A 13,432-nucleotide genomic window follows, 5' to 3' on the forward strand; every position below is an offset into this window, starting at 1 on the left:
CGATGGCCCGCACCGAACTTTTATCCAGCCGGTTAGAGTGTCGGAGATTGGTACGCCAAGTAACGCGGGCGGAGCAACGGAGATCGGCGGAGCTGGTCGATCCCGTGGCGATTTCGCAATCGGTGCGAAGAACGAACCAACATATGGTCACGTCGTTGCGCGGAGTTTCCATTTCAGCTTTCTTGGGACCGATCGCATGGATGCGAGATCATGAGCCGTTTCCATATTGGCCCGCCGGTCGACGGTTTTCTCAACGTTCTCGCCTTCACCGGCCGCCACTGGAGCTGGCAGCCGGCCCGGGTCGCGATCATCATGATCTCGATGTTCGCCTGCACGTTGGCTGACGTGCTGACGCCGCTCTATACGGGCCGGCTGGTCGACGCAGTTGCGGACGGAGCTGCAACGCAGGGCGCCGCATGGCATGCCGCGCTTGCCGCCTTCTCTATGCTGATTGGCCTCGCACTTGGCGCCATCGTTATGCGTCACGTTGCCTTCACCTGCATCATCGAACTGACGCTGAAGATGTTGTGCGACATCTCGAGCGAAGCATTCGATCGGGTCCAGCGCTTTTCGACCGACTGGCATGCCAACAGTTTCGCCGGCTCGACGGTACGCCAGATCACGCGCGGCATGGGCGCGCTCGACCTATTGAACAGCACGATCCTTATCGCGTTGTTCCCCTCGCTCATCATGCTCATCGGTTCGGCCGTGCTGCTCGGCTGGCACTGGCCGATGATGGGCCTGATCACTGCCTGCGGCTCTCTCGCCTATGTCGGATTGACGATCACGCTAACACTCGAATATATCGCGCCGCCGGCGAGCCTTGCGAACAGCTGGGATAGCAGGCTTGGCGGCGCGCTCGCCGACGCGATCAGTTGCAACCCGGTGGTCAAAGGCTTCGCAGCCGAACAACGGGAAAACGAGCGCCTCGCGAAGGTCGTCGCCAAGTGGCGACGTCGGATGCGTCGGACCTGGGTGCATGGAGCGATCAGCGGCTCTGCGCAAGGCGCAACACTGCTCGCGCTCCGGGCGACGGTGATCTGCTATGCCCTGCTTCTGTGCTCGCGCCACCAGGCAACCGCGGGCGATATCGCCCTCGTGCTTACCTCTTTCTTTGTGCTGCAGGGCTACCTGCGCGACGTAGGCATGCACGTCCGCAACGTGCAACGCTCAGTGAATGATATGGAGGAGTTGGTCTATATCCAGAGTCAGCCGCTCGACATCGCTGATTGTCCGGAGGCTAAGCAGATCCGGATCATGAAGGGCCGCATCGATTTTAAGAACGTCTGTTTCCATTATGGAAACGATGGATTGCCGCTCTTTAGGGACTTCTCAGTGTCGATAAAGGCTGGCGAACGGGTCGGTCTGGTCGGCCCCTCCGGCTCCGGCAAGACCACCTTTGTGAAGCTCATCCAGCGGCTTTACGATCTGAAAGGCGGTCGAATCCAGATCGACGATCAAGACATTTCGAAGGTCACGCAGGCTTCGCTGCGCTCTCAGATTGCGATTGTGCAGCAGGAATGCCTCTTGTTCCATCGGACTCTAGCCGAAAACATAGCTTACGGCCAGCCCGGTGCCAGCCAGGCCGAGATTGAGGAGGCGGCACAACTCGCCAGCGTGCATGAATTCATCACGCGCCTGCCAAAGGGTTATGGTACACTGGTCGGCGAGCGTGGCGTAAAACTTTCCGGCGGCGAGCGCCAGCGGGTGGCGATCGCGCGTGCCTTCCTCGCGGACGCGCCGATCTTAATTCTGGACGAGGCAACCTCGAGCCTTGATACGGAGTCGGAAGTGCTGATCCAGAACGCGATGGAACGGCTGATGGTCGGGCGCACCACGCTGATCATCGCGCACCGGCTATCGACGGTGCGCGCGCTCGATCGGCTACTCGTCTTCGAACGCGGCCGCATCATCGAGGAGGGCGATCACGCCGCGCTGATTCGTCTAAACAGCGGCATCTACCGCCGTCTTTTCGAGCGGCAGCGCGGGAGCGTGGCGAAGGGGCTGGTTTGAAGTGGACCCTATGCTGAGGACCACCGGGTCCGGTTTCTTAAGTGGAACTGCCACCGTTCGTTCTTCTCGATAATTTTACGCTACTCTTGCCTGCTGCTGTTGTGGCTGTGGACAACGCGCAGCGTTGTCCAAGCTTCTCGCTTGCGAGAAGCGTCATATCCACAGCCTCTTCGCCGAATGCGCCGGTGACACCAGTCCGCCAGACCGCCATCGGCGCGCGGTTTTCCCGTGTACCGGACCAAGCGCCGCTTCGTGGAAGGCAATCTGGAACGGGCGCTGAGTGCAAATTCCGAGGCATGCCGCCCCCCGATTCCGAAATGATGTCGTCCCCTCGTTCCGAGAATTAGCCGCCCCCCTGATTCCGAGATTAATCCGCCCCCGTGAGGAGGGGTTGGGCCGGGTGCTCTGCCGGCAGAAGGTCCTTCTTTGGGTTGCCGAGGAAAGGAGTATCCATTCGGCGTAGGCCGCAGGGTTACCGCCGGAGCAGTCCAGGGTTCTCTTTGTAGAACCTGATCAGCTCGATGAGGTTTTCGATTCCGAAGTCGGTGAACGCCTGGACGCCGTCTTCTCCGACGCCATAGACCCAGATGACGCCGTCCTCGATCTCCATTTCGTTGGCGATGTCCCACAACCAGTCTTCGTCTTCGCCGAGGTCTTTCGCGACCTGGGTGATGGTGGTGGCGTGATGGACCTTGTTGACATGGCTGGTCATGCCGCTCGAGCGGAGATCGCTGATGCTGGCGTCCATTTCCAGGGCAGAAGTTCGTCCAGCCGATGAGCCGGATGGGCGGCGATCCGGGCGAGGATATCCGTAAGCCACGCCTGCGGGTCGATGCCGTTCATTTTCGCCGTGACGATGAGGCTGTACATAGCTGTGGCGCGCCGCCCTCCGCGATCAGATCCGCAGAACAGCCAGGACTTCCGTCCAAGAGCGATGCCTCGCAAGCCCCGTTCGGCGGCATTGTTGGAGAGACACACGCGTCCATCTTCCAGGAACAGCGTGAAGCTCGCCCATCGCTTCAGGATGTAGTTGAACGCCTTGGCCAGGTCGTGACCGCGAGACAGTTTGGCGAGCTTTTCGCGCATGTAGACCTCAAGGTCCTCGACCAGAGGCCGGCTCAGCGTCTGTCGCACCTCCAGACGCCCTTCGGGGCTCCTGCCATTGATGGAGCGTTCGATCTCGAACAGCGCATCGATCCGCCGCACGACCTCGATCGCGATCGGAGAGAGCGGGATTTCCTTCTTTCCGGCGCCCTTGCGCCGCGCATTCTCTTCGATGTCGGCCATGGCAAAGAATGGGCGCCTTCCATGCGACCAGCAGGCAGCTTCCCGGATCGGTCCGGGTTGGCGCCCCGCCAGATAGAGCTGGTTGTACCCGTCATAGGCGTCGGCCTGCAGGATGCCGGCATACTGGGCCAGATGCATCTGGGGATGCTCGCCCTTGCGGTCGTGCGAGTGGTAGAACATCGCTGCCGGTGGGCCCGCGCCCCCAAACGGCCGGTCGTCCCGAACGTAGATCCAGCACCGTCCCGTGTCGGTCTTGCCCTTGGCCAGCACCGGCACGGTCGTATCATCGGCATGAAGGCGCTCGGCCGCCATGACATGGGCTTCCACCAGGCGCAGCAGGGGATCCAGCGACGCACAGACCGCCCCAACGGCATCCGCCATGGTCGACAGTGCGATCGGCACGCCTTCGAGAGCATAGCGCTCGGCCTGGCGGTTTAGCGGCTGATGCTGGCCGAACTTCTCGAACATGATCATGGCCAGGAGGCTCGGGCCAGCCCATCCCCGAGCGATGGCATGGTACGGCGCCGGCGCCTGGCTGATCTTCTCGCAGTCGCGGCAGGAGAACTTCTCCCGGACCGTCTCGATCACCTTCCACTGGCGCGGCACTACTTCCAGCGTGCGCGTCACGTCCTCGCCGAGCTTGCGAAGGCGATTGCTGCCGCAGCATTCACAAGCCGTAGGTCCTTCGATCACCACCCGCTCCCGGGGAAGGTGCTCAGGGAAGGTCTGGCGCTCAGCGCGCTTGCGCGTAAATCCGCGCACCGTCGTCGTCTTCGCCAAGGCTCGTTCCGCCGCAAGCTCGTCCTCGGTGGCGTCGGCTTCCAGCTCTTCGAACGTCAGCGCCAACTGCTCGATCAGCCGCGCCGAACGTTCCGACCGTTGCCCGTAGATCTGATGCTTCAGCTTGGCGATCTGCAACTGCTGCTGGGCGATCAGCGCTTCGTCTTCCGACGCTTTCGCGCGGGCGACCGCGAGCTCGGCAGCGATCTCCAAACCCTTCGCACGCTCGACCGCCAGCGCCTCCTTCAGGGCGGCAACATCATCCGGAACAGCGTCGCGGTCGGCATCCATGCGACGCAGTGAATCACAGATTGGACGCGATGGGACTCCCCAAAATGGCAGCAACCGTAGTTTCTTCGCTCAGCCCGCACTCTGCGGTCGCCAACTCAGTTGCGGATTCCGCCAGTCGATGCCCTCGAGCATATAGGCCATCTGCGCCGCTGAGATCGATACCGCGCTGGCCGACGCCGACGGCCAGATGAACTTGCCACGATCCAGACGCTTGGCGTAGAGCGACATGCCCAGCCCATCGTGCCAAAGAATCTTGACGAGGTCACCGCGACGGCCCCGGAAGATGTAGAGATCGCCGGCATAAGGATCGCGCTTTAAGCTCTCCTGAACCGTAAGAGCCAGGCTTTGCATGCCGCGACGCATGTCGGTGTGGCCAGTGGCGATCCAAACCCTGATGCCGCTCGGAATCGGGATCATCGTCGTCGCAGGAGCTCAAGAACCCGCTGCAGCGCCTCGCTGTCGACGTCCCGGTCAACGCGCACACGACAGCCACCGCCAAGCTCGATCTCGATGATTCCAGCCCTTGCACGATGCGCAGGCGGTGAAGACACCGGTTGTGGCGCGTCGCTCGAGACCGGAACCGCCACCGGTGTGATCTCGACGGGAACGAGAGCTGGCCCGGAATCTCCGCCCAGTCGGCCCTGGCGCGCCTGTCGACGCCAAGTGAACAGCAGGCCGTGAGCCACCCCGTGCCGTCGCGCGACGCCGCAGACCGTCTCGCCAGCCTGCAAGGTCTCTTCGACAAGGCGAACCTTCTCGTCGTAACTCCATCGCCGCCGACGCTCGGCGCCCAACACATTGACCTGCATTCGCCACGTGACCTTAAAGCTAGATTTAAGGTCAAATCCTCGGGCCGCCTCTCAAATTACACAAGGCGGCCGCCGCCGGAGGGATACGGAAAGGACCGAGATGGCGGCGGAGAGACTGAGCATGCGGCGCGTCCGCGAGATTGTGAAATATCGGTTTGCCGAGGGGCTTGGCCACAAGGCGGTCTCGTATCGGGTGGGAGCGGCGCCCTCGACGGTACGGGAGACGCTACGGCGGGCTGAGGTAGCCGGACTTTCCTGGCCGCTAGACGACGCTATCACCGACGCGGTTCTGGAGGCTTTGCTTTACAAGGCGGCTGGCACGAAGACGGGCCATCGGCGGGCGGCGGAGCCAGACTGGGCAGAAGTCCACCGGGAGTTGAAGCGCAAGCACGTAACGCTGCAGATCCTCTGGGACGAATATATCGAGCGCCATCCAGACGGCTACCGATATAGCCGGTTCTGCGATCTTTACCGGGGCTGGGCGGCTAATTTGCCGGTGACGATGCGGCAAAACCATGCGGCCGGAGAGAAGCTGTTCGTCGACTATGCCGGCGACACGGTCGCGGTGGTGATTGATCGGCGAACCGGCAAGACGCGGGCCGCCCACATCTTTGTCGTCGTGTTGGGCGCCTCGAGTTTGTCCTTTGCCGAAGCGCGCTGGGGCGAGACGCTGGCGGACTGGTTGGAATGCCATGTCCATGCGCTGGAAGCCTTCGGCGGCGCGCCCTCGCTGTTGGTGCCAGACAACGCCAAGGTGGCGGTGATCAAGGCCTGCCTCTACGATCCACAGGTCAACCGCAGCTACGCCGAGATGGCGGCGTATTACGGCAGTTCGGTGCTGCCAACTCGGCCGCGGCGGCCTCGCGACAAAGCCAAGGTCGAAGCGGCGGTGCGCATTGTCGAACGCTGGCTTCTGGGTCGGCTGCGCCACCGTGTCTTTTACAGCCTGGCCGAGGTCAATGCGTCGATCGTCGCGCTTCTAACCGATTTGAATGATCGTCGGGTGCTGCGCCGGGTCGGCTGCACCCGGCGGCAGTTGTTTGAGGAGATCGACCGGCCGGCGCTTAAGCCCCTGCCGGCCGAGCGCTATGTCTACGCTGAATGGCGGATCCGCCGGGCTGGCCTCGACTATCATGTCGAGATCGACCGTCATTATTACTCGGTTCCTTGGCGCTTCGCGCGCGAGCAGGTCGAAGCTCGGATCACGGCTAACACGATCGAGCTGTTCCGCAAGGGCGAGCGGATCGCTGTCCATCGGCGCTCCAGCGGCAATGGAAAGCACAGCACCGTGGCCGAACACATGCCGTCGGCGCATCGGCGCTTCGCCGACTGGACCATCGAGCGGATCAAGCGGGAAGCGTCGGCCATCGGCTCCGATACGGCGCTGCTCGTCGAGAAGATCTTGGCCGAGCGGCCACATCCCGAGCAGGGCTTCCGCGCTTGTCTGGGCATTATCCGCCTGGCCAAGGGCTTTGGCCGAGAAAGAGTCGATGCTGCCTGCGGCCGCGCACTCGAGATCGGCGCACGAACCTACGGCTCGGTACGCTCCATCCTGGACAACCGTCTCGACCAGGCGCCGGCGTCACGCGCGACGTCGGCCAAGCCGATCGAGCATCCAAACATCCGCGGTCCCCGCTACTACCATTGACAGGAGAACAAGCATGCTTACCCATCCCACTCTCGATCGCCTCAACGCCATGGGCCTGACCGGCATGGCCAAAGCGTGTAATGAACTGATCGCCAATAGCGAGGCCGAACAGCTCAACCATGCTGAATGGCTGGGCTTGCTGATCGATCGGGAATGGAGCTCCCGCCACGACCGTAAGCTCGCCGCCCGCCTGCGCTTTGCAAAATTGCGTCATCAGGCCGCCCCCGAGGATGTCGACTATCGCAGTGAGCGCGGCCTCGACCGAGCTCTGTTCCTCAAGCTCATCGCCGGCGATTGGATCGACGCTCACGACAATCTAGCCATCTGTGGGCTATCCGGCGTCGGCAAAAGTTGGTTGGCCTGCGCGCTTGGCCATAAGGCCTGCCGTGACGATCGCTCCGTGCTGTATCAACGTGTGCCGAGGTTGTTTGCCAATCTGGCGCTCGCCCGCGGCGATGGCCGCCAGGCACGACTGCAGCGCAAGCTCGGCAGTGTCCAGCTCCTAATACTCGACGATTGGGGTCTGGAGCCGCTCGACGATCCGGCTCGTCACGACCTCCTTGAAATACTCGAAGACCGATACGGTCGCCGCTCCACCATTGTTACCAGCCAACTCCCCATCTCAACCTGGCACGAGGTGATCGGCAATCCGACCTACGCCGACGCGATCCTCGACCGACTGGTGCACAACGCCCACCGCATCGATCTTGCCGGCGAAAGCTTGCGCCGAAAGCAAACCAAGAAAGCTTGACACCTCATGCGAACGAAATAACAAAAGTACGCCAGCAGAGCCTCGACCCCGGGGGCGAGATCATCTCGGAATCCGGGGGCGCGATCAAATCGGACTAAAGGGGCGGCTTCGTCGGAATCAGCACGCTGAGCGAGGAGCCGCGCCCCGGGGCGGAACGCAAGCTCACGGGCAAGGAAGAAGCCTTGCTGGTGGCGACCGCCTGTGCGGCCCCTCCAAAGGGCCGTGCCCGCTGGACGCTCGATCTGCTGGCGGGTGCACTCGTCAAGCTCACCGAACACCAAAGCCTGTCGCGCGAGACGGTCCGGCGACGTCTGGCGGAGAATGACCTCAAGCCCTGGCGCAAGGACATGTGGTGCATTCCGCAGGTCGATGGCGAATATGTCGCCCGAATGGAGGACGTGCTCGATCTATATGCCGAGGCACCCGATCCGAGCACGCCGTTGGTGTGCTTCGACGAAAGCCCCGTGCAGTGTCGCGCGGCGATCAGGATGGAAGACGTATTGCCTCACATATCGATGCTCCCGAGTGCGATCGGTTGCCTCATTTATTTGCTCCCGGCTTGGGTTGAGGAGGAGGCCGGGTGCGGAGATGGTCGGGGTTTCGGAGCGCCCGGCCTCCTCCGCTGGCACCTGGCACATCATTGGGTTGTTGTGCCCTCGTGCCCCAGCAGCGCTTTCTCCGCAGGAACGAACAATAACGCGTTCGCTTGCTCGCTGCGCCAGCATTTAAGGCGACGTTGAAGCGTTCGAAGAAGCTTGTTCGGATAGGCTCCAGGATATTCCACCTGCAAGCGGGAGAGCAGTTCGCTACCAGTCCGCCAGGGCTCGACCTCAAACCATTTTCGCAAATCTGGCGTTGCCCTGATGAGCGGGTCGGGACGGCGCCGGCCTCTCTTCGCTTTCACGATTGGCCGATCCGTCGGTCGCATAGCTCCGTCTTTCCAGGCGGTTCTTAGGCTTGCCAGGAAGAGATCGATCGATTGCGATGCCGCAGCAGGATGGGCGATTGGCTGGGTATCCGCGAGCGCCGCGATGCGTTCCTGCGCGCCGCGGATGTCGCGCAACAACGCGACCGGGTCGAGAGCGGCATAGACTTCTTGGAGATGGTGGCGAACCGCGTCGGGCGTGCGGGCGTCGGCGGCCAAGCGCTGGTGTGGCGTTGCCGGCGCGCTGTATGTCTTGCGCACACGAGCACCGTCGCGCTGCTTGGTCATCAGTTTGAATGAGGGTTGGAAGAAGTTCACGAACAGCCGCGCCGATCGATAGAGTTCAGCCAGCAGCTTGGCCGCTTCCAGGCCCTCGAGCCGACGATAGCCGACCATCCTACGCACGACGGCGCCGTTCTTCTGCTCGACGAACGCCTGGTCGTTCTTCCGGTAGGGCCGGCAACGCGTGAAGACGATGTTGGCCGCATCGCAGTAGGCTTTCAGCGTCTCATTCATGAACACCGTATCATTGTCCGTATCGAGGCCGACCAGCGCAAAGGGCAATTGTTTGCGCAATTCTGTCAACACCGTGCTCAACAGCGTTTGTTCGCGCACGATCAGAGGAGCGCACTCCGTCCAGCCGGTAGCAATGTCAGTGAGCACCAGGGTCTGGATGAAGCTGCCGCGCGCCGATGGACCGCTATGCGCAACAAGGTCAGCCTCGACGAACCCCGGCGCCGGATCGTTCCAATCTGCCGACGTCCGTATTGGAATACTGCGACGCAACGAGTGCGTCGCGTGCCGTCGGCGCCTGCGACCTAATCCTTCTCGGACCCGCGCCAACGCGCGGTCGATCGTCGCAGCGCTCATTGCCAAAAGTTTGTCGCGGATCTCGGAGGCAAGGTCGAGGTGGCCGTGCCGTTCCATCGCCTCCATCAGCGCAGGCATTAACGCCTTCAGCCGCTTCCCGCAGATCCGGTCTGACGCCTCCCAAAGGAGCACGAGCGCGTTGTGTTCTGCCTCATTATAGACCCGGCGTCGCGCCCTCCGACCTGGACCTGCGTCTTCCTGACCTCGAAGACGCCGCATCGCATGCTTGCGATGGAATCCGGAGATGTCGACGAACTCGTCCAATATCCGCGACTTCTTCGCGCGATCCGACGTCCGATAGCGCGCGCCTGCCGCCGCCGTCAGTTCCTTCCGCGTCGCCATGGTTAGCCGCCCCACCTTCGCCCCCGCTCGTTCCCGATCCAAGGGAGCAATTTACGTGAGGCAACGGCTTAGCATCCGGTAACAATTAAGGTGAGGCAATGCGGGCCGAGCCGGATGTGGCGCGATAGATAGCGGCGAACGGCCGACGCTGGTGGCGCAACAGCGGCAAACTCCTCAATGCCGTGCTGACCCTCGACTGGTCCAGTCGGCTCGGACTGCCCTGACTCTCATGACCTCAGCTTCTCGAACCGCCCGGTGCGGACCCGCATGCCGGGTGGTGTAGCAGGGGAGCGACTTTACAAAGGTCGTCCCCTATGCCGATTTGTGAATGCCCGTGGGCGCCTGTCAGCTTTCGGTAAGCTAGCCTGGATACGGAGCCGTTGTGGTTAACGGTATGTGGCAGGGACAGCGCAATGGCGCCAGGATGGTCAGCGCCGAGTCACGTGCCGCTAGCTTCAATGGTAGTGCGGGCGAGGCAGGGACAGCGTCTGATCGAACGCAACCGAACAGCGTCGAGTCTCGCCCGCACTGCCTGCGATCTGGGGTCGATAACAAGCTTATCCGAGTAGAATGCGATCGGCTTGCCGTAGCGCTGCAAATAGGCGCGCGTCGCAGCAAAATAATCAAAGGTCGATTCCGTCTCTGCAAAGCGCAGATGCATCAAACGGCTGGTCGCATCATCGATAAAGACGAGCAGGGTGCGTTGTGGGCCGCGATCCTCGAACCACCAGTGTTCAGAGCCGTCGATCTGAATCAACTCGCCCACACAGTCGCGACGATGCCGCGGCTGGTAGACCCGTTTGAGCCGTTGCCGGCGATCCTGCCAGAGCCCGTCAGCCAGCATCCAGCGCCGTACGGTCTCAACACCAAAATGCAACCCATGTCGCTCCGAAAGCTTCTCGGCCGCCAACGTCGGGCCGAAGTCCCCGTAATTGGCCTTGATCAGCGCCATCGCTTCGGTCCGGACAACCGCCGGATACGCCCGATTGCTCGGCTTACCGCGCTTCTTGGAAATCAGCGCTGCAGGCCCGCCAGCGTGATACGCCTTGAGCAATCGGAACACCTGTCGCGTCGTCACGCCCATGAGCTGCGCCGCTTCGCTCGGTCGTATCCGCTCGGCCAGCAAATCCTTCAGCACGTGAACCCGGTCGATCTCCGCTCGGCTCATCGACAGCACCGTCATCACACCAAAACTCCCAAGCCCTCATGGCCGGGGAAAGTGACATCTCTAAGAGCCTGACTCAAAATTGCATTGCTGTATTTATCGCTGCGATGCGCCTTGTCATGAGTTGGACAGAGGCGAGGAAGAGCCAGGCAGTTGCGCTTTCGATGGTTCGCTCGAAGTCCTTGGCCAATCTGCGGTTGCGGCCGAGCCAGGCGAAGGTTCGTTCGACCGCCCAGCGGCGCGGAAGCACCTCGAAGCCCTGTGCGGCATCGGAGCGCTTGATGATCTCGACAGTCCACCGGCCGATCTTTTCCAGCACCGCCTTGAGCTTTTCGCCGGCATAGCCGCCATCGGCGAAGATATGGCGCAGCCAGGGGAAGCGGTAGCGAATGCTGCACAGGACATCTGGCGCGCCGTCGCGATCCTGGACGTCGGCAGCGTGAACGATCGCTCCGACCAGGAGCCCTTGGGTGTCGGTGACGATGTGGCGCTTTCGACCCTTGATCTTCTTTCCCGCGTCGTAGCCGCGAGGGCCGCCACTTTCCGTGGTCTTGACCGATTGGCTGTCGATCACGCCGGCCGTCGGCGAGGCCTCCCGGCCGATCGCCTCGCGCGCCAGCATCAGGAGTGCGTGGTTGATCGATTGCCACAATCCGTTGTCGCGCCACTGGTAGAAATAGTACTGCACCGTGGTCATTGGTGGAAACAGAGTGGGCGGCAGCATGCGCCACGGCAATCCGCCGCGCAGCAGATAGAGCACTGCCTCGACGATGTCGCGATAGCTCCATTTCGGGCGCCGCCCGCGCTTGGCCCGCACAGGAAGCAACCTCTCCAGCACGCCCCATTCCGCATCCGTCAAGTCGCTTGGCAAACGCAGCTCCTCTCGGGCAAACTGTGCCCGGGTGATATCAGTCCACATTCTCGATCCCCTTGATGCTTCGCAACACCGATGGAATCAGAACTCGCTGATATCACTCAACTTATTGTTCGGTCGGACACTGAGGGTCGCGCAGGCCTTGCCGGAAAAGCTCCACAGCCTCCGGCGTTATATCGAAGCGGCGCCGACGGGCGGCTGCGCGGCGCTGTCTAACTGGCATGCGGTGACCCGAACTCGATCTCAGCCCAGCTCGGCCCTCTAGCGAACATTCAACAGCGCCGGTAGGTTTGTCACCTTGGCTGGTCGTCCGAATATTTGGATGTCGCGGGTTGCGTTTACACAAACAAGCCAAGTCTGGGAAACAATATGGCCACTGGCGGGGGAACGCTTGCATGGGAAAAACTCGAAATCGGCCAATAAAGCAGCAGTACGTGCCACAGTGCTACCTGCGCCAGTTCGCCAATAAGCATGGGAAGGCTCACCACGTATCGGTCTTCGACCGCAAGAAGGCCCAGAGCTACAAGAACAACACCCAGGATGTGGCATGCCAGAACTACTTCAATCGCATCCAGCTCGACGGCATGGATCCGGATGCGCTCGAGGCAGCCATGTCGGAGTTCGAGACCAAGTTGGCCGATGCCTTGGCCGGTATCAATGAGTTGCGCAACCTAGCTAGAGAACGAAGACGATCGCGCGCACCTCCTCACGCTCATCGGGCTCACGGCCTTACGAAATCCAGATATGCGTAAGAACATCCGCGATATCGCAAACGACGTCGGCAGGATGAACATTGCCGCGCGCCTCCAGAACGAACTGACATACAACGCGAGCGTCCAGGAAGCCAAGGCTCAAGGTGCCTTGCCGGACGACTACAACGTCACCTGTGACGAAATGAAAGCGGCTTTTGAGATGGCTGCTTCAAGATCGTCCTCGACAACAACGCGCTGATTAGCACAGCGAACCCGCTGCGCGTCTCGATTGCCTGTACCACCTTCCGCGGGATGCACGATCGTCTTGACGCTCCCCGAGCGAATGCAGGCGTAATCACCCCAGGCAGCCCGTCGATACCACAAGCCAAGCATCGGCGGGGAGGCGCATGGGCTGGTCATTGCGTTTGCCAGCATAGGATAGTTGGACACACCGCAGGGGCTTGAAGCTTACGCAGCGTCAAGTTGTATATTGCCAACCTTCGTGATGTCTAAGGGAGCAAAACGGCCGGGAATGGTAACCAGCGCTGGTGATGGACGACGAGACGCACCGCATATGATGCTCAGCTGCGCCACCGAGTTCGGTCCGCTGATCGTCTTCTATGCTGTGAATGCGAAATTCCAGTTGATGGCGGAGGCTCAATTCTCAAGAGTGGGAGCAAGGAGTATCGCGGAGAAAGACTGCACCGCACCTACCTGGATTGGTGGCCGCCGAATCCAACCGTTGGTCTATGCTGGTCCTTCGTGGCGGCCGACGACTTCGGCCGCCACATCAACCCGATGATCGTCGAGGGCCAGGTCCAGGGCGGCCTTGCCGGCGGCATCGGGCAGGCCCTGCGCGAGCAGGCGGTCGAAAGCCCCAAAAGTCGTCGAATTACCGGTCGGTCTCGAGATCAATTACCGGTCGATCTCGAAATCAACATGTATGCGTGCGCCGTTCGCAAGGAGGTAACCAGAAAGCTGGGAG

Annotated in this window: 12 protein-coding genes and 2 pseudogenes; 7 read left to right on the plus strand and 7 right to left on the minus strand. The window is 61.7% G+C overall.

Annotation, left to right across the window (positions count from 1 at the left end):
- Positions 1-210: 210 nt before the first annotated feature.
- Positions 211-2,013, plus strand: a complete 1,803-nt coding sequence (locus ACKWRH_RS46525; protein ID WP_445222712.1) for an ABC transporter ATP-binding protein — start codon at positions 211-213, stop codon at positions 2,011-2,013.
- Between the two features lie 472 nt (positions 2,014-2,485).
- On the opposite strand, the gene ACKWRH_RS46530 is transcribed toward ACKWRH_RS46525, so the two are convergent.
- From ACKWRH_RS46530 to tnpA, 4 genes are all read right to left on the minus strand, one after another.
- Complete coding sequence (locus ACKWRH_RS46530) at positions 2,486-2,725, minus strand: hypothetical protein (RefSeq protein WP_445216769.1); 240 nt, start codon at positions 2,723-2,725, stop codon at positions 2,486-2,488.
- The gene (tnpC, locus tag ACKWRH_RS46535) at positions 2,722-4,371 is read right to left on the minus strand and encodes an IS66 family transposase (protein ID WP_445216770.1); all 1,650 of its coding nucleotides are present in this window, start codon (positions 4,369-4,371) and stop codon (positions 2,722-2,724) included. Before tnpC ends, ACKWRH_RS46530 begins: the two co-directional genes overlap by 4 nt.
- A 69-nt stretch (positions 4,372-4,440) precedes the next feature.
- Complete coding sequence (gene tnpB, locus ACKWRH_RS46540) at positions 4,441-4,788, minus strand: IS66 family insertion sequence element accessory protein TnpB (RefSeq protein WP_445216771.1); 348 nt, start codon at positions 4,786-4,788, stop codon at positions 4,441-4,443.
- Positions 4,785-5,180: an IS66-like element accessory protein TnpA gene (tnpA, locus tag ACKWRH_RS46545; protein ID WP_445216772.1), complete on the minus strand. Its 396-nt coding sequence runs from the start codon at positions 5,178-5,180 to the stop codon at positions 4,785-4,787. The genes tnpB and tnpA overlap by 4 nt, the downstream gene beginning before the upstream one ends.
- A gap of 121 nt (positions 5,181-5,301) precedes the next feature.
- Between tnpA and istA the strand changes: the two genes are divergently transcribed.
- From istA to ACKWRH_RS46560, 3 genes and pseudogenes are all read left to right on the plus strand, one after another.
- Entirely contained in the window at positions 5,302-6,828 is a 1,527-nt protein-coding gene (gene istA / locus ACKWRH_RS46550) for an IS21 family transposase (protein ID WP_445222713.1), read from the plus strand.
- Between the two features lie 13 nt (positions 6,829-6,841).
- Entirely contained in the window at positions 6,842-7,579 is a 738-nt protein-coding gene (gene istB, locus ACKWRH_RS46555) for an IS21-like element helper ATPase IstB (protein ID WP_445222714.1), read from the plus strand.
- Positions 7,580-7,698: 119 nt separating this feature from the next.
- A pseudogene (locus ACKWRH_RS46560) lies at positions 7,699-8,067 on the plus strand (helix-turn-helix domain-containing protein); the annotation flags it as partial.
- A 149-nt stretch (positions 8,068-8,216) separates the two neighbouring features.
- On the opposite strand, the gene ACKWRH_RS46565 reads toward ACKWRH_RS46560, so the two are convergent.
- The 3 genes from ACKWRH_RS46565 to ACKWRH_RS46575 all read right to left on the minus strand — a co-directional run bounded on the left by ACKWRH_RS46565 (position 8,217) and on the right by ACKWRH_RS46575 (position 11,800).
- On the minus strand, positions 8,217-9,731 hold the full coding sequence (locus ACKWRH_RS46565) for an ISNCY family transposase (RefSeq protein WP_445222715.1): 1,515 nt from the start codon (positions 9,729-9,731) through the stop codon (positions 8,217-8,219).
- A gap of 424 nt (positions 9,732-10,155) precedes the next feature.
- On the minus strand, positions 10,156-10,899 hold the full coding sequence (locus ACKWRH_RS46570; protein WP_445222716.1) for an ISNCY family transposase: 744 nt from the start codon (positions 10,897-10,899) through the stop codon (positions 10,156-10,158).
- A 58-nt stretch (positions 10,900-10,957) separates the two neighbouring features.
- On the minus strand, positions 10,958-11,800 hold the full coding sequence (locus ACKWRH_RS46575) for an IS5 family transposase (RefSeq protein ID WP_445222717.1): 843 nt from the start codon (positions 11,798-11,800) through the stop codon (positions 10,958-10,960).
- Between the two features lie 350 nt (positions 11,801-12,150).
- On the opposite strand from ACKWRH_RS46575, the gene ACKWRH_RS46580 reads away from it, so the two are divergent.
- The 3 genes and pseudogenes from ACKWRH_RS46580 to ACKWRH_RS46590 form a co-directional block, all read left to right on the plus strand.
- Positions 12,151-12,507 carry a DUF4238 domain-containing protein gene (locus ACKWRH_RS46580; RefSeq protein WP_445222718.1) on the plus strand — a complete coding sequence of 119 codons (357 nt, stop codon included), beginning with the start codon at positions 12,151-12,153 and terminating at the stop codon, positions 12,505-12,507.
- Positions 12,500-12,706, plus strand: coding sequence for a hypothetical protein (locus tag ACKWRH_RS46585; protein WP_445222719.1), 207 nt, complete (start codon positions 12,500-12,502; stop codon positions 12,704-12,706). Before ACKWRH_RS46580 ends, ACKWRH_RS46585 begins: the two co-directional genes overlap by 8 nt.
- A 497-nt stretch (positions 12,707-13,203) precedes the next feature.
- Positions 13,204-13,359 (plus strand): annotated as a pseudogene (locus tag ACKWRH_RS46590) (molybdopterin cofactor-binding domain-containing protein); the annotation flags it as partial.
- Positions 13,360-13,432 lie beyond the last annotated feature (73 nt).

Source organism: Bradyrhizobium sp. Pa8 (assembly GCF_052588265.1).

Bases quoted from the DNA above. Each gene is read 5' to 3' on its own strand.
- istA (WP_445222713.1), top strand. From the start codon at position 5,302: ATGCGGCGCGTCCGCGAGATTGTGAAATATCGGTTTGCCGAGGGGCTT.
- ACKWRH_RS46580 (WP_445222718.1), top strand. From the start codon at position 12,151: ATGGGAAAAACTCGAAATCGGCCAATAAAGCAGCAGTACGTGCCACAG.
- istB (WP_445222714.1), top strand. From the start codon at position 6,842: ATGCTTACCCATCCCACTCTCGATCGCCTCAACGCCATGGGCCTGACC.
- tnpC (WP_445216770.1), bottom strand. From the start codon at position 4,371: ATGGATGCCGACCGCGACGCTGTTCCGGATGATGTTGCCGCCCTGAAG.
- ACKWRH_RS46530 (WP_445216769.1), bottom strand. From the start codon at position 2,725: ATGACCAGCCATGTCAACAAGGTCCATCACGCCACCACCATCACCCAG.
- ACKWRH_RS46585 (WP_445222719.1), top strand. From the start codon at position 12,500: ATGCGTAAGAACATCCGCGATATCGCAAACGACGTCGGCAGGATGAAC.
- ACKWRH_RS46570 (WP_445222716.1), bottom strand. From the start codon at position 10,899: ATGACGGTGCTGTCGATGAGCCGAGCGGAGATCGACCGGGTTCACGTG.
- ACKWRH_RS46525 (WP_445222712.1), top strand. From the start codon at position 211: ATGAGCCGTTTCCATATTGGCCCGCCGGTCGACGGTTTTCTCAACGTT.
- ACKWRH_RS46575 (WP_445222717.1), bottom strand. From the start codon at position 11,800: ATGTGGACTGATATCACCCGGGCACAGTTTGCCCGAGAGGAGCTGCGT.
- tnpB (WP_445216771.1), bottom strand. From the start codon at position 4,788: ATGATCCCGATTCCGAGCGGCATCAGGGTTTGGATCGCCACTGGCCAC.
- tnpA (WP_445216772.1), bottom strand. From the start codon at position 5,180: ATGCAGGTCAATGTGTTGGGCGCCGAGCGTCGGCGGCGATGGAGTTAC.